This is a genomic window from Hymenobacter siberiensis, from assembly GCF_018967865.2.
Classification (GTDB): domain Bacteria; phylum Bacteroidota; class Bacteroidia; order Cytophagales; family Hymenobacteraceae; genus Hymenobacter; species Hymenobacter siberiensis.
Genome location: NZ_JAHLZY020000001.1, coordinates 4,252,108 through 4,277,844, shown reverse-complemented (window position 1 = coordinate 4,277,844; position 25,737 = coordinate 4,252,108). Strand labels below are relative to the sequence as shown.

General features: G+C 60.5%; 16 protein-coding genes. 3 read left to right on the top strand and 13 right to left on the bottom strand.

What is annotated here, in order from left to right:
• Window positions 1–24: 24 nt before the first annotated feature.
• The 5 genes from KQ659_RS18935 to KQ659_RS18915 form a co-directional block, all read right to left on the bottom strand.
• Window positions 25–1,515: a RagB/SusD family nutrient uptake outer membrane protein gene (locus tag KQ659_RS18935; RefSeq protein ID WP_216679649.1), complete on the bottom strand. Its 1,491-nt coding sequence runs from the start codon at window positions 1,513–1,515 to the stop codon at window positions 25–27.
• Between the two features lie 19 nt (window positions 1,516–1,534).
• A complete protein-coding gene (locus KQ659_RS18930) occupies window positions 1,535–4,678 on the bottom strand; it encodes a SusC/RagA family TonB-linked outer membrane protein (RefSeq protein WP_216690602.1) in 3,144 nt (1,047 codons plus the stop codon).
• Between the two features lie 60 nt (window positions 4,679–4,738).
• Window positions 4,739–7,102 (bottom strand): glycoside hydrolase family 3 N-terminal domain-containing protein, encoded by a 2,364-nt coding sequence (locus KQ659_RS18925; protein WP_216685831.1) that lies wholly within the window; start codon window positions 7,100–7,102, stop codon window positions 4,739–4,741.
• A gap of 490 nt (window positions 7,103–7,592) precedes the next feature.
• The gene (locus KQ659_RS18920) at window positions 7,593–9,578 is read right to left on the bottom strand and encodes a 7TM diverse intracellular signaling domain-containing protein (protein ID WP_216679652.1); all 1,986 of its coding nucleotides are present in this window, start codon (window positions 9,576–9,578) and stop codon (window positions 7,593–7,595) included.
• Between the two features lie 202 nt (window positions 9,579–9,780).
• Entirely contained in the window at window positions 9,781–12,324 is a 2,544-nt protein-coding gene (locus KQ659_RS18915) for a DUF5686 and carboxypeptidase-like regulatory domain-containing protein (protein WP_216679653.1), read from the bottom strand.
• Between the two features lie 727 nt (window positions 12,325–13,051).
• On the opposite strand from KQ659_RS18915, the gene KQ659_RS18910 reads away from it, so the two are divergent.
• On the top strand, window positions 13,052–13,762 hold the full coding sequence (locus KQ659_RS18910) for a hypothetical protein (RefSeq protein WP_216679654.1): 711 nt from the start codon (window positions 13,052–13,054) through the stop codon (window positions 13,760–13,762).
• A gap of 161 nt (window positions 13,763–13,923) precedes the next feature.
• Here KQ659_RS18910 and KQ659_RS18905 read toward each other — a convergent pair whose 3' ends face one another.
• Window positions 13,924–15,039: an IS4 family transposase gene (locus KQ659_RS18905; RefSeq protein ID WP_216685403.1), complete on the bottom strand. Its 1,116-nt coding sequence runs from the start codon at window positions 15,037–15,039 to the stop codon at window positions 13,924–13,926.
• 457 nt (window positions 15,040–15,496) lie between these two features.
• Between KQ659_RS18905 and KQ659_RS18900 the strand changes: the two genes are divergently transcribed.
• Window positions 15,497–16,690 carry a hypothetical protein gene (locus KQ659_RS18900; protein WP_216690603.1) on the top strand — a complete coding sequence of 398 codons (1,194 nt, stop codon included), beginning with the start codon at window positions 15,497–15,499 and terminating at the stop codon, window positions 16,688–16,690.
• A gap of 36 nt (window positions 16,691–16,726) precedes the next feature.
• Window positions 16,727–16,972, top strand: a complete 246-nt coding sequence (locus tag KQ659_RS18895) for a T9SS type A sorting domain-containing protein (protein ID WP_216679657.1) — start codon at window positions 16,727–16,729, stop codon at window positions 16,970–16,972.
• Between the two features lie 40 nt (window positions 16,973–17,012).
• Here the strand turns inward: KQ659_RS18895 and KQ659_RS18890 are convergent, their stop codons facing one another.
• From KQ659_RS18890 to KQ659_RS18860, 7 genes are all read right to left on the bottom strand, one after another.
• Window positions 17,013–18,347, bottom strand: a complete 1,335-nt coding sequence (locus KQ659_RS18890) for a family 1 glycosylhydrolase (protein ID WP_216690604.1) — start codon at window positions 18,345–18,347, stop codon at window positions 17,013–17,015.
• Window positions 18,348–18,508: 161 nt separating this feature from the next.
• Window positions 18,509–20,179 (bottom strand): GMC family oxidoreductase, encoded by a 1,671-nt coding sequence (locus tag KQ659_RS18885; protein WP_216679659.1) that lies wholly within the window; start codon window positions 20,177–20,179, stop codon window positions 18,509–18,511.
• Between the two features lie 126 nt (window positions 20,180–20,305).
• A complete protein-coding gene (locus tag KQ659_RS18880) occupies window positions 20,306–20,911 on the bottom strand; it encodes a gluconate 2-dehydrogenase subunit 3 family protein (protein WP_216679660.1) in 606 nt (201 codons plus the stop codon).
• Window positions 20,912–21,053: 142 nt separating this feature from the next.
• Window positions 21,054–22,577 (bottom strand): M20/M25/M40 family metallo-hydrolase, encoded by a 1,524-nt coding sequence (locus KQ659_RS18875; RefSeq protein ID WP_216679661.1) that lies wholly within the window; start codon window positions 22,575–22,577, stop codon window positions 21,054–21,056.
• Window positions 22,578–22,681: 104 nt separating this feature from the next.
• Window positions 22,682–22,828, bottom strand: coding sequence for an MFS transporter small subunit (locus KQ659_RS18870; protein ID WP_216679662.1), 147 nt, complete (start codon window positions 22,826–22,828; stop codon window positions 22,682–22,684).
• 31 nt (window positions 22,829–22,859) lie between these two features.
• A complete protein-coding gene (locus KQ659_RS18865) occupies window positions 22,860–24,341 on the bottom strand; it encodes an L-lactate MFS transporter (protein ID WP_216679663.1) in 1,482 nt (493 codons plus the stop codon).
• A 304-nt stretch (window positions 24,342–24,645) separates the two neighbouring features.
• A complete protein-coding gene (locus KQ659_RS18860; RefSeq protein WP_216690605.1) occupies window positions 24,646–25,578 on the bottom strand; it encodes an SDR family oxidoreductase in 933 nt (310 codons plus the stop codon).
• Window positions 25,579–25,737: the final 159 nt, after the last annotated feature.

Sequence of the window (25,737 nt, the reverse complement as noted above, 5' to 3'; positions counted from 1 at the left end):
GAAGGCCGCCGGCCCGGCGGTCAGTTAATAGCCAGTATTTTGCGTGAGGGCGGGGTTCACGTCGCGCTCCGACTGCGGAACGGGCAGCACAATGTTGAAGGGCTTCACGCCCTTGACCGTGTACAGCAACAGCTCGCCGGTGCGCTTCATGTCGAACCACCGGTCGTTTTCGAACGCCAGCTCGTACTTGCGCTCACGCCACACGGCGGTTTTGAAGGCCGTGGCGCTCAGGCCGGCGGCCAAATCGTGCGGGCCAGCCGTGCCAACAGCTTCCCCAAACGAGCGGCGGCGCACCTTGTTGATGGCCTCCAGGCCCTCGGCCGTGGGGCCCACGCCTTCGGCCATAATCAGGTACATCTCGGCCAGGCGCAGCACCGCAATGTTCAGTTCCGAGTCCCAGATGTTGGTATTCACCTTGCCGATAAACCATTTTTTGCAGCCGTAGCCGCGGGGCGAGCCCGGCAGCGAAGCCGGCTGGGTGCGGCCATCGGGGTAGGCATCGCCGGGCTTCCAGATGGTCACGTCGCGGCGCAGGTCGCCGGGTTCGTAGCCGGCCACAAAGGCGTCTTCGGGAATGTTGAAGCCGTAGCCGCCCTGGGGCACAATGCCCTGGCCGCGGGGCCCGAAGAACTCGTTGCCCACAAAGCCCAGGCCATCAAACGTGTACTGGTTGCGGCCCGCCACGTACTGCACCTCAAAGAGCGACTCCTTGCCGTTCTCGTTGCCTACCTTAAAGTTGTCGCCGTAGTTGGCCCACAGGCTCTTGCCGCTGCTGTTGATAACGGTGCGCGCCTGGGTGGCGGCCTCCGCCATTTTGTCCTCGGTGAGGTACACCTTGGCCAGCAGGCCGGTGGCAGCCCACTTGGTGGCGCGGCCCAGCTCATCGCCGCTATACGAGGCCGGCAGCTTGGTAATGGCGTCGAGCAAATCCTTCTCAATCAGGGCATACACCTGTGCCGCTGGTGTGCGGGGCACGTTCACTTCGGCCACCGTGGTGGGCGGCGTGGTGAGCAGGGGCACATCGCCGAAAGCCCGCACCAGGTCGAAGTAGTACTTGGCCCGCAGGAACTCGGCCTCGCCAATGGAGCGGGCCTGAATGGCCGGGTCAATCTGCATGGCCGGCACCTTTTGGAGCACAATGTTAGCCCGGCCAATGCCGATGTAGCAGCCTCCCCACAGGCGCGAAGTGAGCGGGTTGGTGGCCGGAATGTTGTAGTTATCGAGCTGCTGCTGCTCAATGCCGTCGCCGCCCCCGCCGCCGCCGGTGTAGGAAATATCCGAGCCAATGTCGCCGATGCCCCACAGGGCATAGTTGTACTGCCCGCCCTTACCCAACTCGCTATAGATAGCGTTGGTGGCCTGAATGGCGTCGGTGGTTGTTTTGTAGAAGTTGGCGTCGGTCACCTGGTCGGAGGGCGACTCGTCCAGAAACTTCTTGCCGCAGCTGGCCGAGAGCAGGCCGAGGGTAAGCAGCAGCGCGCTGCTGGCGAATTTAGGAGAAATGGTGAGTTTCATCGTCGTAAGTCGTTAAGGATTAGAAGCCCAGGTTGAGGCCGGCCAGGAACACGCGCGGCTGTGGGTATACGCCCAGGTCTACCCCGCGCGAGCCCACCTCGGGGTCGAAGCCGGTGTACTTGGTCAGGGTCACCAGGTTTTGGGCCGACACGTACACGCGCAGCTGCTTGGCGGCAATGCGGCTGGACAGGGCCGTGGGCAGGCTGTAGCCCAGCGTCAGGGTTTTGATGCGCAGGTAGGAACCGTCTTCGATGTAGTAGCTGCTCACGCGCAGGTTGTTGTTGGGGTCGCCGGCAATGGCGCGGGGCACGTCGGTGCTAGTGCCTTCGCCGGTCCAGCGGCCCAGCACGCGGGTACTGCCGCTGCTGTTGCCATACAGGGCGCTTTCCAGGATGTAGCGGTTCTGGTTGTAAATCTGGTTGCCCTGCGAACCCTGCACAAACACATTCAGGTCGATACCCTTAAAGGTCAGGCTGTTGTTCACGCCGTAGGTGAACTTGGGGTTGGGGTTGCCGATGTAGGTGCGGTCCGAGGCATTAATCACGCCGTCGCCGTTCAGGTCCTTGAAGCGGATGTCGCCGGGGGCGGTGCTGGTTTGCGAGTTGGTGCCGCCGGTTTGGGTGGCGTGGTTTTTCACGTCTTCCGGCGTCTGGAACAGGCCATCGGCCACGTAGCCGAAGAACGAGCCGAAGGGCTGGCCCTGGTCGTAGCGCACAATCACGCCGCTCAGGCTGCTCAGGCCATCATAAGGCTGCCCGGCACCCAGTGATTCCAGCTTGGTCTTGTAAGCCGAGAAGTTCAGGTTGGTGGTCCAGGTCAGGCCCGAAGTGCCGCCCTGGATGTTGCGCGAGGTCAGCGACACGTCCACGCCGCGGTTGTAGGCCGAGGCCGCGTTGCGGTTCACACTCTCATAGGTGCCCGACACCAGCGACACGGGTACCGGCGCAATCAGGTTGGGCGAGGTGCGGTCGTAGAGGTCGATGGTGGCCTCAAAGCGGTTGTCGAGGAAGCCGAAGTCGAAGCCCAGGTTGGTCTGGTTGTTGGTTTCCCAGCGCAGGTCGGGGTTGGCCAGGCGCGTAGGCGCGGCACCCGTCTGAATGGTGCCGCTGGGCCCGAAGGGATACGAAATGGCCGAGTTGATGGAGTAGAGGTAGGCGAAGCGCCCGGCGTTGTTGGGGTTGCCCACCTTGCCGTAGCCCACGCGCACCTTCAGGTTGCTGATAACAGCGTTGCCCTTGAGGAATGCCTCCTCCGACACCCGCCAGCCGGCCGATACGCCGGGGAAGAAGCCGAACTGCTGGCCGGGCGGGAAGTTGCCCGAGCCATCGTAGCGGGCAATGGCCGAGAACAGGTACTTGCCGGCAAACTCGTAGTTGAGGCGGGTAAAGTAGCTGGCCAGGTGCGAGGTGGGGTTGATAATGCCCGCGTTGGCCAGCGACGTGTTCAGCGGGCCGGTGTTAATCACCTGCAGGTCGTTGCGCAGATAGCCCGTGCGGTAGGCTTCCACGTTGCTGAAGTTGAAAGCCTGCGCCGACTGGCCCAGCAGCAGCGTTACCTGGTGCTTGTTGGCAAAGAGGTGGTCGTAGGTGGCCGTGTTCTCAATCAGGTAGCTCGGCGTGTAGCCGGCCGTAGCCGTGGCACCGGCCAGGTTGTAGCGGGTGCTGTACACATCAGCGCCCACCCGCAGCTCGGGAATGGTGGGCCGGAAAGAATTGAAGTTGTCAAAAATCAGGTCGGCACCCACGTTGGTGCGGAAGCGCAGGCCTTTCAGGGGCTCCACTTCCACAAAGAAGGTGGTGAGGGCCCGGTTGCGGGTGAATTTCTGATTGTTGAGGGTGGCCGCTACAATGGGGTTTTCCTCAATAAAGTTGTCCTGGGCACCGCGCGGCTCATAGTAGTAGCCATCGGGTCGGAACACCGGGATAATGGCCGGAATGCGCAGCGCCTGCTGCACCGTGCCATACTCGCCGCTATTGGTCGTAATCTGCCGGTCTTCCAGGTGGGTAATCGAAATGCTGTTGCCGATTTTCAGAATCTTGTTTATCTGCAGGTCGCCGTTGGCGCGCAGCGTAAACCGCTCAAAATTAGAGCCCACAATGGTACCGTCCTGCTTAAAGTAGCTGGCCGAAACTGCAAAGCGTGCCTTGTCGCCGCCGCCCGTGGCCGACAGCGAATAGTTCTGAATAGCCGCCCGGCGGAACACCTCGTCCTGCCAGTTGGTGCCCGTGCCCAGGGCCTGCGGATTGCGCAGGCGGTCTACCACAATGGGCTGGCCCGCCGCGAGGCGGTTTTCGTTGTTAATCACCGCGTATTGCTCGGCCGTGAGCAGGCTCAGCTTGCGCGATACATCCTGCACGCCCCGGTAGGCATCCACGTTGATGGTGGATTGCCCGGACTTGCCGCGCTTGGTGGTGATGATGACCACGCCGTTGGCGGCCCGCACGCCGTAGATGGCCGTGGCCGAGGCATCCTTCAGGATGTCAATGGTTTCAATGTCGTTGGGGCTGATGGCGTTCAGTTGGTTCTCGCTGCCGTTGTCGGGTAGCGGGAAGCCGTCGACTACGTACAGCGGGTTGTTGTTGCCGGCCGATGTAATACCCCGCACGCGCACCGAAGTGCCCGCCGCGCCGCCCGGCGCGCCACCGTTAGAAGTTACCGTAACGCCCGCCGCCCGGCCCTGCAAGGCCTGGGTAGCATCGGCCACTGGCTGGGAGGCAATCTCCTTCGCTGTTACCGATGATACAGCCCCCGTCACGCTGCCGCGCTGCTGGGTACCGTAGCCCACTACCACTACTTCGTTCAGCTTCTGCTCGTCTACGGCCATCGACACGGATACCGTGCCATTGGCGCTCACGACGGCCTCTTGCGTCCGGTAGCCGATGTAGCTAAATACCAAGGTACTGCGCTCGGGCGCATTCAGCGAGAAGCTGCCGTCGGCGTTGGTCGTAGTGCCAATCGTGGTGCCCTTTACAAGCACCGTCACGCCGGGCAGGCCGCCGCCGCTGCCGTCGGTCACGCGCCCGCTTACGGGTACATCGGCTACAGGCCGCATCACCGGGCGCGAAGCCGAAGCCGGAGCTCCGTGCGCTAGGATGGGCATCCCGCAAGCCAGCAGCACCGCAGAGCGGCGCAACAGAGCAATCAGGTAATAATTTCGCTTCATGGTGAGAGTTGAAAATGGTATAGTGGGAATTAGAAGCAACTGGGTATTCAAAAAACTGGGTTATCGGGAGGTTGCGGCCGTAGCCGCGCCGGCGGGTAGCGGGCCGCCGGAGGGCCGCACCGCGCCGGTCGTGTTGCTGGTGGTCGGCGTGGTGCCGGCTACCGGGCCGCCCGCATAGCGGAAGCGCATCATCTGGGAGCCTACGCGCAGGGTGTACCAGCCGTTTTCCAGCTGGGGCCGGCCCTGGCCATCGGGGTAGCTCAGGTCGCGCAGCGGGTCAATATCGAAGGTGAGCTCGCGGCTCTGGCCGGGGGCAAAGGGCTGCTTCTCGAAGTGCTTCAGCAGGCGTACCGGGCGGGCCACGCGGCCTACCTCATCGGTCAGGAACCAGAGCACCGCCTCCTGGCCGGCGCGGGCACCGGTGTTGGCCACGCGCACCGTGGCGCGCAGCTTGGCGGCCGGCCCGGTCAGCACCGAGTCGCTCAGCGCCAGCCCCGAGTAGGCGTAAGTAGTATAGCTCAGGCCCTCGCCGAATTCGGTGAGCATCGAGCTCTTGTACTTGGCCCCGCGCTGCTCAAAGCCCGCGCCGAAGTCGCTCAAATCAAGACTATTCTCGTTGTTGTCGTGGTGGTAGTTGGTGATGTGGCCGGCAAACTGCGGGTAAGTAAACGGCAGCTTACCGCTCGGATTGGTCTTCCCGCTGATGATTTCGGCCAGGGCCGTGCCGCCGCCGTAGCCTGGCAGCCCCGCCCAGATAATGGCCGGCGTGCCCTCGGCCACGCTCCGGATGATGCCCGGCCGCCCGCCAATCATCAGCAGAATGGTGGGCTTGCCGCTGGCCTGGGCCGTGCGCGCCAGCTGCTGCTGGTCGTCGGGCAGGGTCAGGTCGGAGGTGTTGCCTAGGCCTTCGGTGTACGGGCGCTCGCCCAGGGCCAGTACTACGGCATCGGCCTGCCGGGCGGCGCGGGCAATGCTGGCCAGCAGCAGGTTGCCTTTGGCGTCGCGGTAGGGCAGCATCTCTACTTTGGCCTGCGGGTACTCGCGGCGCAGGGCTTCGAGCACAGTGGGCACGTCCTTGGGGTAAGCCTCTTCGGGACGGCCCTGCCAAGCCAGGGTCCAGCCGCCGCACAGGTTGGCGCGGGAGTCGGCCGAGGGGCCCACTACCAGCAGGCGCTTCACCCTGGCCGGGGCCATGGGCAGGATATTTTGCTCATTTTTAAGCAGTACCACCGACTCGCGGGCGGCACCAACGGCCTGGGCACGCAGGGCTGGGTCGCCTACGCGGCTCAGCCGGTCGGCACGCGGCATGGGGTTTTCAAACAACCCGATTCCGTCCTTCATCTGCAGCACGCGGCCGGCCGAAAGGTCGATGCGGGCCTGCGTGAGGCGGCCCTCCTGCACCAGCTCCTTCACATAGCGGCAGAAGGTGGTAGTGTAAGGCGTCATGGCCATGTCCACGCCCGCGTCAATGGCCATCCAGGTGGCTTCCTTTTCATTAGCCGCCACTTTCTGAATGCGTACCAGCCGGATAATGTCTTCCCAGTCGGTCACGGCCACGCCCTTGAAGCCCATCTGGCGTCGCAGCAGGTCCGTCAGAATGGCCTTGGAGGCGTGCACCGGCTCGCCGTTGATTTCGCCGGAGTTAATCATGATTGACTTCAGGCCGGAATCGATTGCGGCCTGGAACGAAGGCCGGAAGAACTCCTGCAGCCGCTGGTCTGGAATGAGGGCATTGGTACGGTCCCAGCCATTGCGCGGGTCCGAGTAGCCCAGGAAATGCTTGCCGCAAGCCGCTACTTTGTAGGGCGCGATTTCTGTGTTGGTCTGCATCTCCCGCACGAAGGCGCTGCCCAGCGTGGCGGCAACCAGCGGGTCTTCGCCGTAGGTTTCGTAGAAGCGGGGCCAGTAAGTGTTCACGCCCAGGTCCAGGACCGGTGCAAACACCCAGTGATGCCCCAAATCAGCCGATTCAAGTATCGTGGCGCGGGCCGTCTGGCGGGCCAGCTCCGGATTGAAGCTGGCGCCGATGTTGATGTTGTGCGGGAAGATGGCGGTGCCGCTCACGTAGCTGGCCCCGTGCATGTGGTCGATGCCATAAATCATGGGGATGTGCAGCCGCGATTCGCGCAGGGCGATGCGTTGCAGCGCAGCCGAGTAGCGCAGCCATTGCGTGGCCGGTACAGCCTCCCCGTTGATGAAGGACCCAATGTGAAAATCCCGAACCAGAGCAGTTGCTTTGGCCGAATCGAGGGTGACATCACCACCGGCGCCAGTATGATTTATCGCCGAAATATTCAACTGGGTCATCTGCCCAATTTTTTCTTCCAGCGTCATCTGCGCCAGCAGCTGCTGCACACGCGGGCTAAAGGTGGCGGCCGGTAGCTCAGCCGCAATGCTCACGGTAGGCGGAGCTACCGTGGCCATGGGGACAACCCCGCGCTGGCAGGCCGCCAGGAGTGGCACCGCTAGTAATAGATTGCGCCATCCAAATAAGGAAGGCTGGACTGCCGATGACAAGCCCGAACCGGCAAGTATGCGAAGGCGAATCAGGGAGGAAAATAAAGGCATCTGTAGTATTCAGTTGACCAAATGTAGTAGAGTGTGTTGAGCTAATACAACTCAATAAATGCCCTGAAACGCTTTATTTGAAGGTTTTGAGGTATTTTCAAAAATGGTTTATACGCTTGCCACACACGCGTCAATTGCTGATTCTCGCTTGATTCGGGTAGCCGGAGCGTTTTGGTCTTCTGTCTGATAGGCTAAAAAACAACAAAAAAAAACGGCTATTGTTGAAAAAAAACGGGGAATAATTCCCAAGTAGTGAATTATCAGGCTGAATGCCGGCCAGAGCAGTTATTAATACCTGAAAAGCTATTTCTGCTAGTCACAAACGTTGCCGGAGTATTGGGTGCGCTCAATTACTGGTTTTGGTAGGCTCGTTCTCCTCCACCTCCATCTCCATTGAGGCATCCAATAGCACGTGGGTCCATGGTTCGCCGTCCTCGTAGTCGGTGGCCTGGCGGCGGCGCTGCAAGGCCTGCAGTACCTTCTGGGCAAAGGTCCAGCTGGTGGCCGGGCGCAGGTCCAGCACCCGGGCCAGCTCGGAGGGGGAGTAGTTCCCTTTGTGAGCGTGCAGCAGGAAGACGGCATACAGTGCCTTGACGATTGAGAATTTGCACTTTTGCAAGAGGGTGCCCGTCGTGGCCGACTCCACGTAGCGGCAGCGGGTGCAGCGCTGGGCGTAGGGTTCGCGGGCTTCGCAGCTCTTTTCGTGGCCGCACTTGCGGCATTGGTAGCTGCCATGTCCCCATTTCAGGTCGGCCAGGTAGCGCAGACAGGCATCCTTATCAGGATATATCTGGCTGAATTCGCCAAAGTCTACTTCCTTCGACTCTATGCGCGCCGCCTTCTCCGCGTGCAGGTCGCGGCTGAGGTCGCCGTTGAGCTTCTCGATGGCGGCCGATTGCAGGGCCAGCAGGCCGTTGGCTTGCAGTAGCTCGCGGTTTTGGGCGGCCACAGTTTCATTTTGCTGGCGTAGCTCGGTGGTGCGCAGGGCTACCAGGCCTCCCAGCTCGGTATTGAGCTGGTCTTTAAGGATTTGGTTTTCGCGCATTTGCACTACCAGTCGGTCCTGGGCCTGGTGTTTTTTGCGTAGCTGCTTCAGCAGGCGGTGCTGCGTGAGCAGCGCGACATCCATCAGGCCCTTCAGCTTTTCGCCCAGCGCGTAGCTCAGAATCACTACTTCTACCACAAAGGCGGCATTCAGGCTATATACCGTGTACACATTGCTGTAGAAATTGATGCCCAGCTTGCGCATGATGAGAAACGTGAGGCTGATAGCTACCAGCGCCTGGGCTAGTAACAGGTAGCGGGCTGGTCGCAGGCCGCTGCGATAGGCTTGTAAGCCAGCATAATACAGCAAGCCATAAGGCAACAGGTAGAGCCAGAAGCTAAACCCCGAATGCACCACCGCCGCATCGAGCACCAGAAGGGTCGTGCTGATGCCCACCACCCACTGCCCCGCCCGGTGCAGCCCCGGCAGCCGGGAGGCCGTGTCAAGAAAGCCACCCGCGTAGGTCGCAAACGTGAGCAGCAGCAGCACCGGGGCCAGCGCCCCAATGAAGTGGTTCAGGCGCGGGAAATCGGACCATAAGTACTGAAAACCCAGGCCATCTTCGGTGAGAAACAGCAAGGCCCCGCTGAGCACGTAAAGGACGTAGTAGAGGTAGGTGCGCTCGCTCAGGAAGAAGAACAGAATCAGGTTGTAGAGCACCATGATGAACAGGATGCCGTAGAAAATGCCCAGCAGCCAGTATTGCAGCGACAGCTCCGGGATGAGGCCAGCCCCGCTGTGCAGCATGGCCCGGAAGCTGGTGCGGGTGTCGGAGTGCAGCCGCAGGTAGTAGGTGGCGGTTTCGCCGGGCCGGGGCGGCAGGTCAAACAGAAAGTTCTTGTAAGGGTGCGGGCGCGTGGCAAACGATTGGTTGGCTCCCGTAGCCACGCTGTCGTAGGCGGTAGTTGAGCCGCGTTGGGGGCTGAAGAACATCGCGTTGCCGATGTGGGAGTCGTACAGCTCGAGGTACCACGCCGCATTGTCGGTAGGGCGCTGGCGCACCGTGATGCGCAGCCAGTAGATGCTGCTCGGATGCTGGATGTTGGGCGGGTGCCCCGAGCCCCGCATGGCCACAAACCGGCGGCTCCACTCCGGCAGCTGCACATCGGCAAGATGCAGCTGGCCCGTGGGGTCTTCCAGCATGCTGTAGTAATTTTCCTCCAGGTAGAGGGCTGGCTGGGCCGGGTTCACGGCCAGGGTATCTTCGGGGGTGGCGTGGGCACGGGCCGGCAGCAGCAGCCCGAGGAATAAGATGGCCAGTCGGAATAGCGGGTACTTACCACCCATAGATTGCAAATGTGAAATCAGTGAGGAAATACGAGGCATAGCAGCGGCGAACTTACAAAAATGCAACTCGAAACCGGTTGAAGGAAACCGCTTTTATAGGTAAGAGTTCACGCACGAAATACAACAGTACGTAGTGGCAATAAAAAAACGCCCGGCCGTGTCGAAACACAGCCGGGCGTTAACATCTGAGCAGGCCGCGCGGCTACAAACGGAACTGAGCTCCCACTTTGATGCCAAAGTTGCTGGTATTGGGGGTGTCGCGGTAGGTGAGGCGGTGAATGAAATCGACCCGAACAAACTTGAAGATGTTTTCTACCCCGTAGCCTACTTCCACATAAGGGGTCGAAATGGTGCCGGGTAGGTCGGGCGTATTGCCGTTGATGCGGCGGGCCCGGTCCGAGAGCTTGCCATAGAGCACGTTGCCGGTACCCACCAAGCGCCAGTTGAGGGCGCGGATACCCGGAATGGAGTTGACGAGCAGGCCTTCGAAATGGTGGTCGAGGCGCAGCGTGACCGAACGGTCGGTGATGAACTCGAAGTAGTTCATCAAGTTGAAAGCGTTGGCGTTGTAAAACGGCGTCTGGTTGCCCAGCGGGGTTTTGAGGATGAAGTAGGGCAGCGCCGTGGGAATGTAGTTGCCCTCGGCCCGGTAGGTGAGGCGGCCCAGTTGGCCCACTGAAACGCTGTGCGAAATGGCCAGATTGAACTTGTGGTACATGAAGTCGCCCTGCGTCCAGTCGATGGCGCCCAGCGTGTAGCGGAGGGTGAACACTGGCAGGCGCTTCAGGCCCACGGCCCGGCGGCGGGTTTCGCTCTGCACCAGGTTTTCATCGGGCGCGTAGCGCGATTCAGATACCAGCTCGCTCAACTGCAGTACATCCGAGCCGGGCTCCACTGTGGGCGGCTGGCCACCCGGGCTGGTGGAGCGACGGTATTGAAACAGCGGGTTGATGTTCTGATAGCGCAGCGTCAGGGTCTGGGTGAAGCCGTGGAACAGGTCGCGCTGCACACTCAGGGAGGTGAGGTCGCGCAGCACGGGTTTGCCCTGCCGGAAACGGCCCCAGCGCGAGGCGGCCGTAAACAGGTTGTTGTTGTCGAGAAAGTCGTTGTCCAGCAGGGCGGCCTGCTCCACGTCGTGCTTGAACTCGCCGGTGAACACCGTCCAGTGACGGCGCTCGGCCACGAAGCTGACGCGGGCCCCGTACTTGAAGCGGCTGTCTTTGGTGCCGTAGGCTATGTACGCCTGCGTGAGCCAGTTGCGACTGATTGCGGGCGTGGTGCGGAAGCCAAAGCGGAAGCGGTTGCCTTCGAAGTCGTTGTTGGCGTAGAGCGTGGATATGGGGCCCAAATCGAGCTTGCCCACGCGCTTGTAGCCGTTCACGAGCAGCTCCACCCAGTCGAGCACGTTGCGCACCGAAGGCAGCTGCTTGGCCGAGTCGAGTACGGCAAACGTCTGGCGCTCGCTCAGGCTCAGGGTATCGGGCCGGTGCTGGTCGAAGTAGCCGCCCGCTCCGCCCTGGGGCAGGCCAGTGAGCAGGCTGCCCACGCCAGGCTCCTCCTTTTCGGTGGGCTCCATGAGCGACGACATAATGGGCTGATCGTAGAAGCCGGGCTCCTCGTGCACCTGGTTGCGCACGAAATTGCTGCTCACCGTGGTGAAGCGCACCAGCATGGCCGCCTGCTTTTCGTAGGGCCGTACACTGAGCACCATTTTGGTACGCGTGGGCAGGCCCGCGCCGTCGGCGGGCGAGGTCAGGTCCTGGTAAATGCGCAGGTCATTCACGAAGTTAATGTTGGCTTCGGGGCTGGCCACGAGGTCGGCCCGGCGCAGGGCGTAGCCTTCCTGCGTAATCCAGATGGTGCCTTTGAAGGCCAAATCGTGGCTGCGCTTGGGCGTGACGGCAATTTTATAGCACCAGTCCTTGCCCACAAACACGGAATCCTGCAGCTCGTAGTCGTAGGTGACGCGGCCGCCTTCGGCAATGGGCGAGATGAAGTCCTTGCCCAGCACGTTTTGCCAGTTGGGGTAGAAGTCGAAGTTCTGGAAGTTAGAGCCCAGCATCTGGGAGAGTACCGAGCCTTCGCGCGGGCCCACGCCGCGCATCTGCTTGTGCAGCAAGTCTTCGCGGCGGCGCAGGGGCGAGTTGCGCTGGTATACCCGCGAGCCCACTTCCGAGGCAAAAACCGGGAGCGGGGCATCAACATCGGCGGCGGCGGCGGCACCCTGGCGCACAGCCAGCGCCCGAATATCCTTGATAACCTTGCGATTGGACAAGCTCTTGGGCAGGTCAATCAGGCTGGTTTCGATGCGGTTGTAGGAGTCGTACTCGGCGGCTTGCAGGGCGGTGCGGGCATTCCCGGGCTTGTGGCGCTGCACTTCGCGCAGGATGCGAAAGGCCGGGTTCTCGGGCTGGCGCGAGCTCACGAATACTTCGCCCAGCGTAACGCCGCCGGTTTTCATCCGGAAGAGCACCGTTTGCACGGCCGCGTTGCTGAGCTGGCGCCGCTGCGTGGCAAAGCCCAGCGCCGAGGCCGCGATGGAATCGGGCGAGCCCGTGGCGGTGAGCTTGAACTTGCCATCGGCATCGGCCGTGACGCCGGCACTGCTCTTCGGAATAAAGATGGACGCGAACGGCACCGGCTCACCGTTCGTAGCCTCCACTACCTGGCCACTGATTACGATACGCTGGGCTGCAGCCGGCAGTGCCAGGAGGCACACCAGGAGCAGCGGAGCAAGAAATTTCATACGAAGTATAAAAGGGCCAAATGCCAAAACCATAAGTAAGTGCTTGCTCCAAATTAAACAGTTGATACATTTGACATAACTAACTGATAGTAAACAAGAAATACAAAGACTATCAGCTAAAAGCTAATGGTTCGGCACTTAGTCCCGCAATTTACGCAAAGCGCAAGCGGCTCCCAACTAGTTCCGTGCCGAAAACAGGAAAATTTGTGATGAAGGATTAAACCTGCCGTGCGAATGGTTGTCAGGGCCCGGCCAGTGGGTTCCATTGCTTGCAGCCAGGCTGTGGCTTGGGCCTTCCCGTTTGCCACACGATAGCCCCAACTAAGGCAAGTCCGCTTGGCGGGGCGTTGCGTTACGGGGAGAGAAGCGCCCGGCCAGATGCGAGAAAAAAGGGGTTTGTGGCTTTGCCCGACTGGCGACCCGCGCTGTCAAATCCACGTAGCGGTGCCATTGTTGCTACTAAAGCCAACGGCCTGGGATGTCACAAACCCAGCGTTTCTGCTGTGTGCACCACTATCAACTATGCCTTCCATTGTCTGGAAATTTACCCCCCCCCATTTTTTTAATTGAATAATTATATGGAGGATAAAATTGGTTATTGTCCGTTTTAGAGGTGTTGTTTCCTTTTTGCATTTGTGGTTGGTCACACCTTTGCGTGGCACCGATTTATGCTTCCGGAGCGGGGCCGACGGCTATCTTGGCCGCTCATCTTTGTTTTGAAAAACGCATGAACTCCACCTTTTTCGCGCCTCTGTGCGCAGCTTTGTTAGCGGCGGTCCCAGGCCTGGCCACGGCCCAAATGGCCATCCCAGCCCCGGCCGATACGGCCCGCCCCTACAAGTACGAGTTTGGCCTGACGGCCAGCCCGCAGTTGGACCACTTCTTCACCGCCAACCGCAGCCTGCCCATCGGGCTGATTTATAAGCAGCGCCTCACGCCCACTAAATCGTTGCGGCTGCGACTGGTGGGACTTTTTACCTATGCCGATTCGACTAATTTTAAGGATGATATTTTTGATACCGTTAATGGCTATGTAACAGGGCCAAGCTATCGGAAGTGGCAGCTACAGGTATTTGCTGGTTATGAGTGGCAACGGATGCTAGGCCGACGTGTATCGCTGTATTACGGGGTAGAAGTTGGTTTAGGCTACCAGCGCCAAGGCTTTTCCTCGGCGTATCGAGCTCCTTATCCTCCAGGTGGATTTGGAATAGATTATTACGAACGCACGACGCAGGACTGGCAGGTACAAATACGCTCCTTTGTGGGAATTAATTATCACATCATGCGGCGCTTGTGCATGTTTGCCGAAACGGCCCTGCCATTGAGCTACACTCATCAACGCAGTACATACCATGTGCGGGAAACATTTACCAAATTCGACGAGGTGGACCGCTTTTTAGATGAGCGTACTCAGGCTAACCGTGTTGCGCTGACTTAGAGGCCGGTACAACTACTGGGGGTGACCTATGATTTTTAATTTCCTTTCTACTTTTTCTCAACCAAAATGAAAGCACTATTTACGCATTTGTGCACTCTGGTACTGCTTGGATTAATGCTTCTGCCTAAGCCGGTAAGCGCCCAGCCAACTATGCTCTTACTCTACCCTACTATTTTTCTAGTGAATTGATATCGAGTAATTTGCCAGCAAAACCAGCGCAATACTGTTTCCACCATTCGGGCGAGCTTCTCAGCCGCCCCGGTACCGGGGCGGCTGAGCTGGCGCAGGATATTTAAGCCGTGTCGGCTAAGGCTCATGGCTCGGTAGCCGTGGTTTTTGCGGCCGATGGGCTGGCTTTTCCGGTCGGCTACCGTGCCCACGCCCAGGCAAAAGGCGTACGCCAGACTGACCAGGGCCACGAGCTTGCGCAACTTCAGGTGGCAGCGCAAGTGACTGGCCTCCAGGTTGAAGCCCCGACCTTTGAGGTTCTGAAAGCACTGCTCGATGGTCCAGCGCTTGGCGTAGAGCTGCCCCATGTACGGCAGGCCCACGTTGCCAAAAAGAAAGAGGAAATCCCCGTCCGTCAAGGCCTTGACCCAGACCTGTCCCCAGACCCCGTCGACCTGGCACTGGGCGAAGCGCCGGGTCTGTCCGACGGCCAGGCCCAGGTCCGTAATGGCTTGCCGGCGGCCACTCGGGTGAGTGAGCAGATGGTGCCGGGGTAGACGCATAACAAAAGGCAGTCCGTTGTCCTTGAGCCATTTGAACCAGGCATGGCCCACGAATTCGCGGTCGCCCAGCACCAGGCCAATCCGGTCTTTGCCCAGCACCTGGACGCAGACCCGGAGCAGGGCGATGCGGTCAGCCGCGTTGGAATTGCCGCTGCGGTTGTCGAGCAGTTCCCAGTAGAGGGGCACGTGAAACGCGCCCTGACCCACGGTCACGAGCAGGATATTGACCTGGCACTGGCCGAAATCCCACTCCGTGCGGTCCAGGCACAGGCGCAGCTTGCCCTGGGCCGGCAGCAGGCCCAGCACTAACTGCGCCAGCACCAGATAGTTCAGGTCCGTTTCGCGGAAAAAATCCTGAATCCGGGTTTCGTTCGAGGCCAACTTGACGGCATCGTTCAAGTGCTGGGCCACCTCGCAGAATTGGACGTTGCGGCTTTTTATCAGCGCGATGATGAACTGGCTCACAAACTTTTGGCGAGCCAGGTTGCGCACCACCGGCAGGTGTTGTAAAACGGTCGTAATTTTGGCGATGAGGCGTTGCTTCATGGGGCGGAACGAGTTGAGCGTGTAGGAACCTCAAAGGTCGGGCCGCCCCGTTTTTTTGCCTTGCCTGACTTTTAGTAGGGTAGAGTACTATGCTCTAAAACGCCAACGGTACGTTTCTATGCCCGAACAATACGTATAACTTTTCTTCTGCCTCTTCTCCCAGCACAAGTGGCTGTTCAGTGAATTGGGCTGTAGCGGGCGGCAATACGTTGCTGACCAATCCGACAACGGCTGGCCTCATGCAGATTTCATTTAATGATGTACCAAGTGGCACCGCGACATTGCGGACAACCTACACCAACTGCGGTAATACAACAGCTAACGGGAGTTCCCCTTCGTTAACCGTCTACATCCGCTCCATTACCAATCAGCCGTTGGGCGCACTCACGTTGAACGGCGGCACGAGCGGCAACATCGACTTTGGCAGCACGGCAGCACGGCAGCAGTGACGCTGGAAGTGCCACTGCTAACGATTCCGCGCAATGCCAACGACCCGAATCGCAATGCGACCATCGCGGCCAACGGCTATGAGTGGACGATACCTTCGGGGTGGAGCTGGCCCGACAACAGCATTTCCAACGGCACCCCACGCTTGTTTAGCTACCCCACCTACAACACGCCCAACCGCATTCAAGTCACGCCGCCAGCCTCGGCGTGCGCGGGCGGTGCCACCCCGGTGGTAAGGGTGCGGGCGGTAGACACGGAATGTTTGGTAGGGGCACAGGCAGGGTACGTTCCCACAAAGAGTGCTGAACGCACATTGAATATCAACTGCATTACCCCGCCGCTCGTCATCGCCAGTAACCGCACTCCCCAGGGTGGGCCAATTGTCCTGTTTTGCGGAGAAAAGCTTGAGAATGAAAAAGTGCGGCCTCTGAGTATGGGGGTGCCCAGCGGTGGCACGTTCAGCAATTATGTTTTCTCGGTGAGTGGCATTGTGCATTCGTTTTGCTGCCTGAATTCGGACACGCCCGGCGTATACGTTACCGGGCCGGGCACAGGCAGCATCGGCCTCACGGCCACCTACACGCGCAACGGTGCCAGCACCATTGTTGTCGTTGCGGCCACTGCCGTCACGGTACGGGCCGAAATGGCACCAGTGAGTCTGCAGCCCATTCCCAACTCATGTCTGGGGCAAACCATTCGGGTGCAGGTAGACCCGGCACCCGGCGCCACTTCCTATACCTGGAGCATCCCGTACCCGTTCAGTCCGCAGGGTAGCACCACTACCACACTGCCTTTCTTGGATATCACTTCTTCAGCCACGGCTCTGAGCCGCGATTTTACCATCGGGGTAGCAACAGGCAGCAATGGCAGCGGCTGCACGGCCAGCACCAGCACGGGCATAGTGGGAGTGGGCAGTAGCGTCAGCATCGTACCCGATGCATCGTACACCGATACGGAAATCTGCGCTAATACCAGCTTTGCGCTGTCCGCTGGCATCAATGATTACCGATATATTCCCAACACGACCTATACCTACGACTGGACCGTGACCCAGCGCAACGGCCAAACAGGAGCTACTGCCACCTATAGCGCTTCGGGACAGACCATTCAGGTAACCTCGCCCGGTACCGGCGACTGGCTTGATGTTGGCCTACGCGTTTCCACGTCGTGTGGCGATTTCTTCCCCACGAGCCAGAGTTGGTAATCAGTATACCGCTTCCAGAACGGGCAGTTTTGTGTGATGTCGCGCTCGAATGCCGCCGCCCAACCCGCTACCGAGGCCTACCCCAACCCGGTCGATGAGCGCATAAACTTGCCGGCCGCTACCGGCCCTTACACCTTTTACGATGGCCATGGGCAGGCCGTTCGGGAAGGGAAAACGGCCCGCGTGCTGGATACACGCAAGCTGCCCGATGGCCTTTACTATTTGGTGCACCAAGATGCGTCTGGTCGGGCTGTACGTCAGGCAATCGAGGTAAAGCATTAGCCCGCCGTAAGCTTTCTGATACCCCACTGTGGCGTCCGCACTACACCTCCACTTTCAGCGTGGCGGGCGCGGAGGTTATTTCAAAGAGCTCGCCGTGAGGTACAATGGTAATCTGGCCGTATTCTTGGAGCAGCATTTTGTAGGCCTCGGCCACGGGGCGGGGCTTGCGGTCGAGGTCGAAGAGGCCGCAGGGGTTCACGGTGCCCACTTTGCGCGCCAGGCCCTTGTCCCAGTCAATCTGGTCGATGAGCGAATACCAGGTGAAGCCGAGCACGGGCACGCCTTCCTTGCGCATTCTGAGGATGTTCACCCACTGCTTCCAGAGCCAGGTAGGGCCTTCTTTGGCATCAAACACGTTGGTTTCGGTGTGCATCACCGGCTTTTTGTAGCGCTGGTAGTAGTCGCGGGTGATGTTGTACCAGCCCAGTACGTCCATGCTGGTTTGGATGGAGCCATCGGGCAGCATTATCTTCTCGTTGCGGCCGTAGTAATCGTTGCCCATTATCTGGTATCCGGGGGGCTCGCCGGCCATAAACCAGTCGTATTCCCGCCGGGTCATGCCGTTGTCATAGAGGTAATTAACCACTTCGCCCTCGGGGTGGTGGGCATAGAGCAAATCGAGTGAGGCGAAGCGCAGCTTGTTCTGGAGCTGCACTTCGGGCGTGTGCTCGGCCCGCAGCTCGTGGGTAAACTCCGCCGACTCGCTCTGCACGATGATGCAGTCGGGCCGGTGCTTGGCAATCCTTTGGGTGCCCATGATGCTCGCGGCCACCAGGTGCTTCAGGGCCGTCACAAAAGCCTTGTCCGACTTCAGCTGCTCGTTCCAGATGCCGTCCTTGGCGCTCAGCTTGGCGGTTACGTAAATCTCGTTCACGGGTGTGTAGTAGCGCACCCACGGGTAGCGTTTGGCCACTTCCTCACAGTAGGCCGTGAAATGCACCGGCAACTCGGGGTTCTGGAAATTGCCAATGAAATCGGGTACGCCAAAGTGCATTAAATCCAGAATCGGTGTGATTTCGAGGCGGCGGATTTCGGCCATCGCGGCATCCGCAAATTCCCAGTCGTATTTGTCGGGACTGAGCTGGATTTTGTAGTAGGGCAAGCCGTAGCGCAGCACCTTCAGGCCCATTTCCTTCACCAGCGCCAGGTCCTCTTTGTAGCGGTTGTAGTGGTCGCATTCGGCCAGCAGGTCGCGGCGGGTTTTGCCATTGTCGATGGTCGGGTAGCTGCACTCGATGCCGGTGGCGAACATGAAATTATTGGGCAGGCCGGTGGGCAGGCCATTGCCGTTGTGTCCACTCGCGCCACCAAACTGGTCGCCCTCGTAGTTGCCATCGCCGAAATGGTCTTTGATTTCTGTGAGAAAAGACTTCATGGTTTTTTGAAATTCAGAACGTCATGCCGAGCGCAACCGAGGCATCTCGCGTGGGTTAGTAACTCAATTTTTGTAAGCGTCAAGGATTAGCGGTGGCACGCGAGATGCTTCGCTTCGCTCTGCATGACGTTCTTTCAAGTACCTGATTTCTTAGTTGGCTGCTACTTCAGGCTCTCCAGAAACTTGTCCGCCGTGCGCAGGCTCAGGGCCATGATGGTCAGGGCCGGGTTCACACTCAACGCACTCGGGAAGGTTGAGTTGTCCGAGATGTAGAGGTTGGGCACGTCGAAGGCGCGGCCGTTGGCGTCCACCACCGCGTCGTCGCCGCTCCGGCCCATGCGGGCCGTGCCAATAACGTGGGCATAGCGCTGAAACGACCAGATATCCGTAGCGCCGGCGGCTTCCCAGATGCCGCGCATGATTTTCTCGGCGTGGGCATTCATACGGTGCTCGTTTTCCTGAGCCGTGAAGTGCAGTCGGGGCTTGGGTAGGCCACGCGCGTCTTTTTCCTCAGCCAGCTCCAGGAAATTGTTGGCGTGCGGCAGGCAGTCGCCCAGAATATTGATGCCGGCAATGTGGTTGAAGTTGCGCATGTAGTCGCGCAGGGGCTGGCCCCACAGCTTGCGGCCCCGGGCCACCTGCCCGGCAAACGTCACGGGCATCACGCCGATGCTTTGCAGCAGGTAGCCGCCAATGAAGTCGGCGTCCTTCGGCCGGTGGGTGTCCTGCGAAATCAGGCCGCCGGGAATTCCTTTATTGGGCCGCACCTCATCGGCAAACGTGCCCCATACCTGCAGGCCGGGGTGGGCCATCAGGTTGCGGCCCACCTGCCCGCTTGTGAGGGCCAGCTCATTGAGCAGCAGCAGGCGCGGGGTTTCCACCGAGCCACCGCAGAGGAACAGGTGGCGGCAGCGCTGGCGCTTTTGCTCGCCGTTCTGGGTGTACACCACGCCTGTCACGTAGCCCCGGGCATCGCGCTCAATCTCGGTCACGAAGCTGTTGGGCCGGATGTCGGCCCCGTGCTTCACCGCCAGCGGAATAAACGTCACGTCCATGCTCGACTTCGCCCCGTTGGAGCAGCCGGCCTGGCAGAAGCCGCGGTTGGTGCAGGCCTCGCGCCAGCCCACGCCCTCCTGGTAGTAGCGCGCCGAGAGCGCCGCATTGGCCGCCGGCGAGGTTTTGATTCCCATTTTCTCCGCACCGCGTACCATCAGCTGGGCCGCGCTGTTCAGCGGCAGCGGGGCCAGCGGGTAGCCCTGGCTGCGGGCGGGCCCCCAAGGGTAGGGGGTGGGGCCGGATACCCCGATAAACCGCTCAACTTCATTGTAATAAGGCTCCAGCTCCTCGTAGCTCACCGGCCAGTCCTCGCCCTGCCCAAAGTCGCGCCGAACGTGCAAATCGTCGGGCAGCGGGCGGGGGGTGTAGGCGGTGTAGTGCAGCGTAGAGCCGCCCACGCCGGTGCCGGAGTTATTCTTGCCCATGGCCAGCGGGTCGCCGCCGGCGGCCAGCCGCTCGTCGTTCCAGAACAGGAAATCCTGCGCTTTTTCGTCGGTGGCGAAGTCGGTTTCGGGGTTGTGCCAGGGGCCAGCTTCCAGGGCCACCACCTTCAGGCCAGCCTGGGCCAGCCGGGCCAGCAGTGGCGCGCCGCCCGCACCCAGCCCAATCACCACGCAGTCAACTTCATCGGCTTCGGGCTCCACTGCTTGTGGCTGTTCCTGCGGCGTATTGGTGGCTATGGGCTCCTCGGCCAGCAGGGTCCGCAGCAGCGGGTCCTGAATTTCGGGCTGCACAGGATTGAGGACGCCTTTTTCGAGGATTTCTTCGTCGGGCATAATGGGGTTAGGTAAATTCGGATTGAGGTAAAAAATCTGTCATCCTGAGCTTGCGAAGGACCTTATCACCGTTGAACGAATAGTAGTATCTCAACTGCTGCAAACGTGATAAGGTCCTTCGCAAGCTCAGGATGACAGGCTTGGCTCTCTTTCTTCTTTTTCATTGAGGCCGATTTTCGACCACTTGGGCAGGTCGGCCATCCCGACATAGCCGATTTCCTCCTGGGCCAGGGGGTGGGCGTAGTAGGTTTCGGTGAGCTCGGCCAGCATTTCTTCGAAGAAGCGCCCGGCGTCCAGGGTTTCCCAGGTAGTGCCGGGTGGGGTGCCCCCGGCAAGCGCCTGGATTACGGCATCCTGCTGTTCGACATTCAACCCCATAAAATCGGTCTGAAACAGTTCCTGGGCAATTTCCTGAATGCCGCCCAAGCCCAGCCGGTAGGCTTCGCGGTCGGGCGGGAGGGCATCGTAGCGCCAGCCGTCGGCGCGTCCTTCGGTGAGGCGTTGGTCCACGCCGGGGGCCATGGCAATGGGGCTATCGGGCCGGTCGGGCTGGGGGAAGAGGCGGGCGGCTACGGCTTCGAGCAGGGCGAACGTTTCGGGGGCCAGAAACTGCGGCTCGTAGGCAACCGGGGCATCGAGGCGGGCCTGCAGGGCGGTACGGGTGGCATCGGAAACGTGCGGTGTAGCGAGCAAGGCGCGTACGGTGCCAGACGGATAAGTGGGAGCGGACATAGGCGAACGTAAGTCAGAAACGAGGCCGGCACTGCCAGCCCCCTCGATAACTGCTTACGGACAAAATCTTCCCGGGGCTGATGGCCGAGGCCGAAATTTCCTGGCCGCCACGTCCCCGCATCCGCGGTTAATACCGCGCGGGCTACTTCAGCTGCATAATCGCGGCCATCGTTTCAAGGCCCTCCCAGAGGTTGCCGAGGCGAATATTCTCGTTTTCGGCGTGTTGGTTGTTGTCGTAGTTGGCCACCGGCACCGTGATGGTCTGGGCCTGCAGCTGCTGCTCGAACACGTAGAGCGGCAGGCTGCCGCCCATGGTGGGCAGCACCACCACGGGGTCGGTGGTAGTGGTTTGCACGGCCGCGATAATCTGGCGGGCAATGGGCAGGTCGAGGCGGGTGCGCTGGGCATTGTAGCCGGGCTCGGCCTGCACCTTCACCAGCAGCGGGTACTGGGCGCGCTCGGCGTCGGTGGGCTCGGCGCTGAGCACGTGGTAGCCCTGCGCTTCGATGTGGCGCACCACTTTTTGCACCTGGCGCTGGGCATCGTTGCCGGGCACCAGGCGCAGGTCGAGCACGGCGGCAGCGCTGGTCGGAATCACGTTGGCGGCGGCCGGGCCCACGTTGGCGCTCTGCATGCCGTTGATGTTGAGCGAAGGCTGATTGAGCAGCTCCACCAGCGTTTGGCCCGTGCCATATGGCCGCGCAAAGCCCAGCTCCTGCCGGATGGTTTCGTCGAGATTGGGCACCTGGGCCAGGGCGGCTTTTTCGGCCGGGCTCAGCGGCGTCACGTCATCATAGAAGCCCGCCACGCGCACCCGGCCGGTACTGTCTTCCATCGAGGCCAGCAGGCGAGCCAGGGCCAGGCCGGGGTTGGGGGCCCAGTTGCCATAGTGGCCGCTGTGCAGCGGCCGGCGTGGGCCATACACCGTCAGGCGCATGTTCACATCGCCCCGCGCCCCAAATACCACCTGCTTGCGGCCCGACTGATGCACCGGCCCATCGCAAATCACCCACACATCAGAAGCCAGCCGGGCCTTATGCTTGGCCAGAATCTCGGCCAGGTGCGGTGAGCTCCGTTCTTCTTCGCCCTCAAAGAAGAATTTGATGTTGATGTTGGGCTTGAGCTTGCTGGCTTTCAGGGCCTCGTAGCCGGTCAGAATGGCCATCACGCCCGCCTTGTCGTCGGAGGCGCTACGGGCGTAGAGTCGCCAATCGGGATTGAGCGGCTGGCCGGCGGCGGGTAGCTCGGTCAGCTGTCCGCCCCGGTCGAGCGGGCCGGTGGCCAGCTGCGGTCGGAAGGGCTGCAGGCCGTAGCCCCACTGCGCGGGGTTCACGGGCTGGCCGTCGTAGTGGGCATAAAAAATGACGGTGCGGGTAGCGCCCGGCACGCGCACTTCGCCAAACACCACCGGCGGCACGCCCGGTGTGGGCGCGGCCAGCAGCTCGGTGGCAATGCCGCGCCGCCGCATCATGCCCTGAATGAACTGCGCCGTACGCCGCAGCCCCGCCGAATCGGCCGCCACGTTGGAGATGGCCACCAATTGCCCGAACTCCGCCAATAGCTCCCGCTCGTGTGCCTGCCGGAACTGGCGTACCCGTTGCGTGGGAGGCGCGGCTGGCGTGGCGGCGAGGAGCGTGAGCAGGACAAGGGGCAGGAGGGCTTTCATGGTGGGAAGGTAAGTGGCTTGGGGGCTAGTGTTGGCAATTTCGTGCACAAAAAAGCAGCCGACCCACTGGGCCGGCTGCTTAATAATCTGTTATAACACCGCCGCTATTGAAACAGCGTCAGTGCCTTAATAAAGGTTTGCGACACGCCCCAGGCCAGGGGGATGCCCACAAAAAGCCAGGCAATCACCAGCGCGCCGGTCGAGCTCGTTTCGGCTGCCGGAGTGCCGAGGTTGTTGGGTTGTGGATTCATATCAAAGTCGGATTTAGAAGGGGAGAATGGCTTAGTGCCCGCCGCCCTGGGGCGTAACGGGGCCTTTTTCGAAGTATTTCTCGTTCACGGCCGTTACCGCGAAGTTGGCCAACAGGCCTACCACCAGCACGCCCGCCATGGTGTAGAATACGGGCTGGTATATGTACGAACCACCCATTGCTTTGATATCTGGGTGATTGACAAGAAATGTTTGTAGGTCGGGCCCAGTTAGCTTATTAGTAAGCTCCGCGAACTTTGCTTTGCGGCCCTCAGACAAATAGTTGACGATGAGCGGGCCGACCACGCCGGCCGTGCTCCAGGCCGTGAGCAGCCGCCCGTGAATAGCACCCACCTGGTATTTGCCAAACAGGTCGGACAGATACGCCGGAATGGTAGCGAAACCGCCGCCGTACATGCTGATAATCACGCAGGCAACTATCACGTACAGCGTGAGCTGCAGGTTGTGGCCCAGCGTGGGGATTAGCAGGTACAGCGCAATGCCGAGCGCAAAGTAGATGGCGTACGTCACCTTCCGGCCCAGCTTATCTGAAGCCGACGACCAGAAGAAGCGACCCAGCAGGTTGAACATACTGAGCAGGCCCACGAAACCAGCCGCTGCGGCCGCCGTCACAAACTTACCTCCGCCCATTGCTGCCTTCGAAAAAGTGTCCTGAATAAGCGGCGAAGCCGTTTCGAGCACGCCGATACCGGCCGTCACGTTGGTCATCAGCACCACCCACAGCAGCCAGAACTGCGGCGTTTTGATAGCGTTGTCGGCCGATACGTTGCCGCTGGTAATCAGGGCGCTGTGCTCAGCATTGGGCACGTAGCCAGCCGGAGCCCAGTCGTCGGCCGGAACCCGGATGGACCACACCCCAAACTGCATGAACAGGAAGTAGATGATACCCAGCGTGATAAACGTAGCTGCTACGCCCAGCGTGCCGGTGCTCTTAAAGTGCGCCATGAGTGCTACCGCAAGGGGCGAGGCAATCATGGCACCGCCGCCAAAGCCCATAATGGCCATGCCCGTAGCCACACCTTTGCGGTCCGGGAACCACTTAATGAGCGTGCTCACCGGCGAAATGTAGCCTAGGCCCAGGCCAATGCCGCCCAGCACACCGTAGCCCAGGTACAGCAGCACGAGGCTGTGCAGGTGAATGCCGAGCGCGCCGATCAGGAAACCGCCGCCGAAGCAGAGTGCGGCCGCCATCATGGCCTTGCGCGGGCCCACGCGCTCCAGCCACTTGCCAAATATGGCCGCCGACAAACCCAGCAGCACAATGGCAATGGAGAAAATCCAGCCAATCTGGCCCGGCGTCCAGTCGGTGGGGGCGGGCGCATCCACGTTGCCGCTGATGAGCGCCCCGAGGGGCTTTTTGAAAACGCTGAACGCATACACCTGCCCGATGGCCAGGTGAATGGCCAGCGCCGCCGGTGGCACCAGCCAGCGGTTGTAGCCCGGCCCCGCAATGGTGCGGCTGCGGTCGAGCAAAGAAGAGGAATTATCGGCCATGTAAAAGTGGGAATTGATGTGAAAGAAGAAAATAGAAAATACCGCTACCAAGGGGTCTAACCCCTTGAAAATGCGTATAAAGCAGCAAGGTAATCGGCTGCTTCGGTGGTTGACTAATCGTGGCGTGAAAACTTTGCTAAATAGCTATAGCTGGCTGTGTGACGACCAACAAGGACGGTCATGTCGAGCGCAGCCGAGACATCCCGCGTGGTCAGGTAATCCAGTCGTTCAACGACATTGATTACTACCCCACGCGGGATGTCTCGGCTGCGCTCGACATGACCGTTCTGAATTCATCCCAGCGCTACTCGTCGCTGCTGAGCTTGCCGCCGGTTACGTGCACGAGGCTGCCGGTCATGAAGGAGCCGTCTTGGGAGGCCAGCAGCACGTAGGCGGGAGCCAGCTCCTCGGGCTGGCCAGGGCGCTTGAGGGCGACCTCGTGGCCGAATTTGGCGATTTCTTCGATGGGCATGGTACCGGGAATGTTAGGCGTCCAGACCGGGCCGGGCACCACGCAGTTCACTCGAATGCCTTTCTCGCCCAGATACAGCGCCAGCGACTTGGTAAGGGCATGAATACCGGCCTTCGAGCAGGCATAATCCACCAGAATGGGGATGCCCGTGATGCCCACAATACTGCCCGTGTTGATGATGCAGTCGTCCTTCTTCAGGTGCGGAATCGTAGCCTGCGCCATCCAGATGTAGCCCAGGATATTTGTGTCGAAGGTGCGGCGAATTTGCTCCTCTGAGATGTCCTCAAACTTCGCCTGGCTCATCTGGAACGCGGCGTTGTTCACCAGAATGTTCAGCCCGCCCAGCTCGGCCATGGTGCGGCGCACGGCCTGCTTGCACTGTTCGGGGTCGCGCACGTCCATCTGCAGCAGCAGGCACTTGCGCTTCTCCTTCTCAATCATTTGTTTGGTTTTTTCGGCATCCTCCACGTTTTCGTTGAAGACGATGGCCACGTGCGCGCCTTCTTTGGCGAAGGCAATGGCCACGGCTCGGCCAATGCCGGAATCGGCCCCGGTGATGATGGCGACTTTGTCCTTCAGCTTGCCGGCGGCCTTGTAGTTGGCCAGGTCCGAATCGGGCTGCAGTTTCATGTCGGCCTGTTTGGCCGGATAAGGTAGCTTTTGGGCGGCGGCCTTCATATCCTTGGCCGTGGGGCGGCTCTCGGCTTTGGCGGGGGCGGCTTTTTTAACCGGGGCTTTGGCGGAATCAGTCTTTTTGGCGGGCATGGCAGCGTGGAAATAGTGTGCCTCTGCTTACGCGAAAAAAGGAAAAATGGCTAATGCCGGACCCCAGCCGGTAGCCTAGATGGCTGGTGCAGCAACCGCTGAGCGACATCGGCCCACGCGGCCCAGCAGCTTTTTTCAACCCACTCTGCGCCAATTGCT

Excerpts from the sequence above, each read along its gene's own strand:
- KQ659_RS18870 (WP_216679662.1), bottom strand. The coding sequence starts at position 22,828 with ATGAATCCACAACCCAACAACCTCGGCACTCCGGCAGCCGAAACGAGC.
- KQ659_RS18910 (WP_216679654.1), top strand. The coding sequence starts at position 13,052 with ATGAACTCCACCTTTTTCGCGCCTCTGTGCGCAGCTTTGTTAGCGGCG.
- KQ659_RS18890 (WP_216690604.1), bottom strand. The coding sequence starts at position 18,347 with ATGAAGTCTTTTCTCACAGAAATCAAAGACCATTTCGGCGATGGCAAC.
- KQ659_RS18895 (WP_216679657.1), top strand. The coding sequence starts at position 16,727 with ATGTCGCGCTCGAATGCCGCCGCCCAACCCGCTACCGAGGCCTACCCC.
- KQ659_RS18865 (WP_216679663.1), bottom strand. The coding sequence starts at position 24,341 with ATGGCCGATAATTCCTCTTCTTTGCTCGACCGCAGCCGCACCATTGCG.
- KQ659_RS18880 (WP_216679660.1), bottom strand. The coding sequence starts at position 20,911 with ATGTCCGCTCCCACTTATCCGTCTGGCACCGTACGCGCCTTGCTCGCT.
- KQ659_RS18935 (WP_216679649.1), bottom strand. The coding sequence starts at position 1,515 with ATGAAACTCACCATTTCTCCTAAATTCGCCAGCAGCGCGCTGCTGCTT.
- KQ659_RS18885 (WP_216679659.1), bottom strand. The coding sequence starts at position 20,179 with ATGCCCGACGAAGAAATCCTCGAAAAAGGCGTCCTCAATCCTGTGCAG.
- KQ659_RS18930 (WP_216690602.1), bottom strand. The coding sequence starts at position 4,678 with ATGAAGCGAAATTATTACCTGATTGCTCTGTTGCGCCGCTCTGCGGTG.
- KQ659_RS18875 (WP_216679661.1), bottom strand. The coding sequence starts at position 22,577 with ATGAAAGCCCTCCTGCCCCTTGTCCTGCTCACGCTCCTCGCCGCCACG.
- KQ659_RS18905 (WP_216685403.1), bottom strand. The coding sequence starts at position 15,039 with ATGAAGCAACGCCTCATCGCCAAAATTACGACCGTTTTACAACACCTG.
- KQ659_RS18925 (WP_216685831.1), bottom strand. The coding sequence starts at position 7,102 with ATGGCCACGGTAGCTCCGCCTACCGTGAGCATTGCGGCTGAGCTACCG.
- KQ659_RS18920 (WP_216679652.1), bottom strand. The coding sequence starts at position 9,578 with ATGGGTGGTAAGTACCCGCTATTCCGACTGGCCATCTTATTCCTCGGG.
- KQ659_RS18860 (WP_216690605.1), bottom strand. The coding sequence starts at position 25,578 with ATGCCCGCCAAAAAGACTGATTCCGCCAAAGCCCCGGTTAAAAAAGCC.
- KQ659_RS18915 (WP_216679653.1), bottom strand. The coding sequence starts at position 12,324 with ATGAAATTTCTTGCTCCGCTGCTCCTGGTGTGCCTCCTGGCACTGCCG.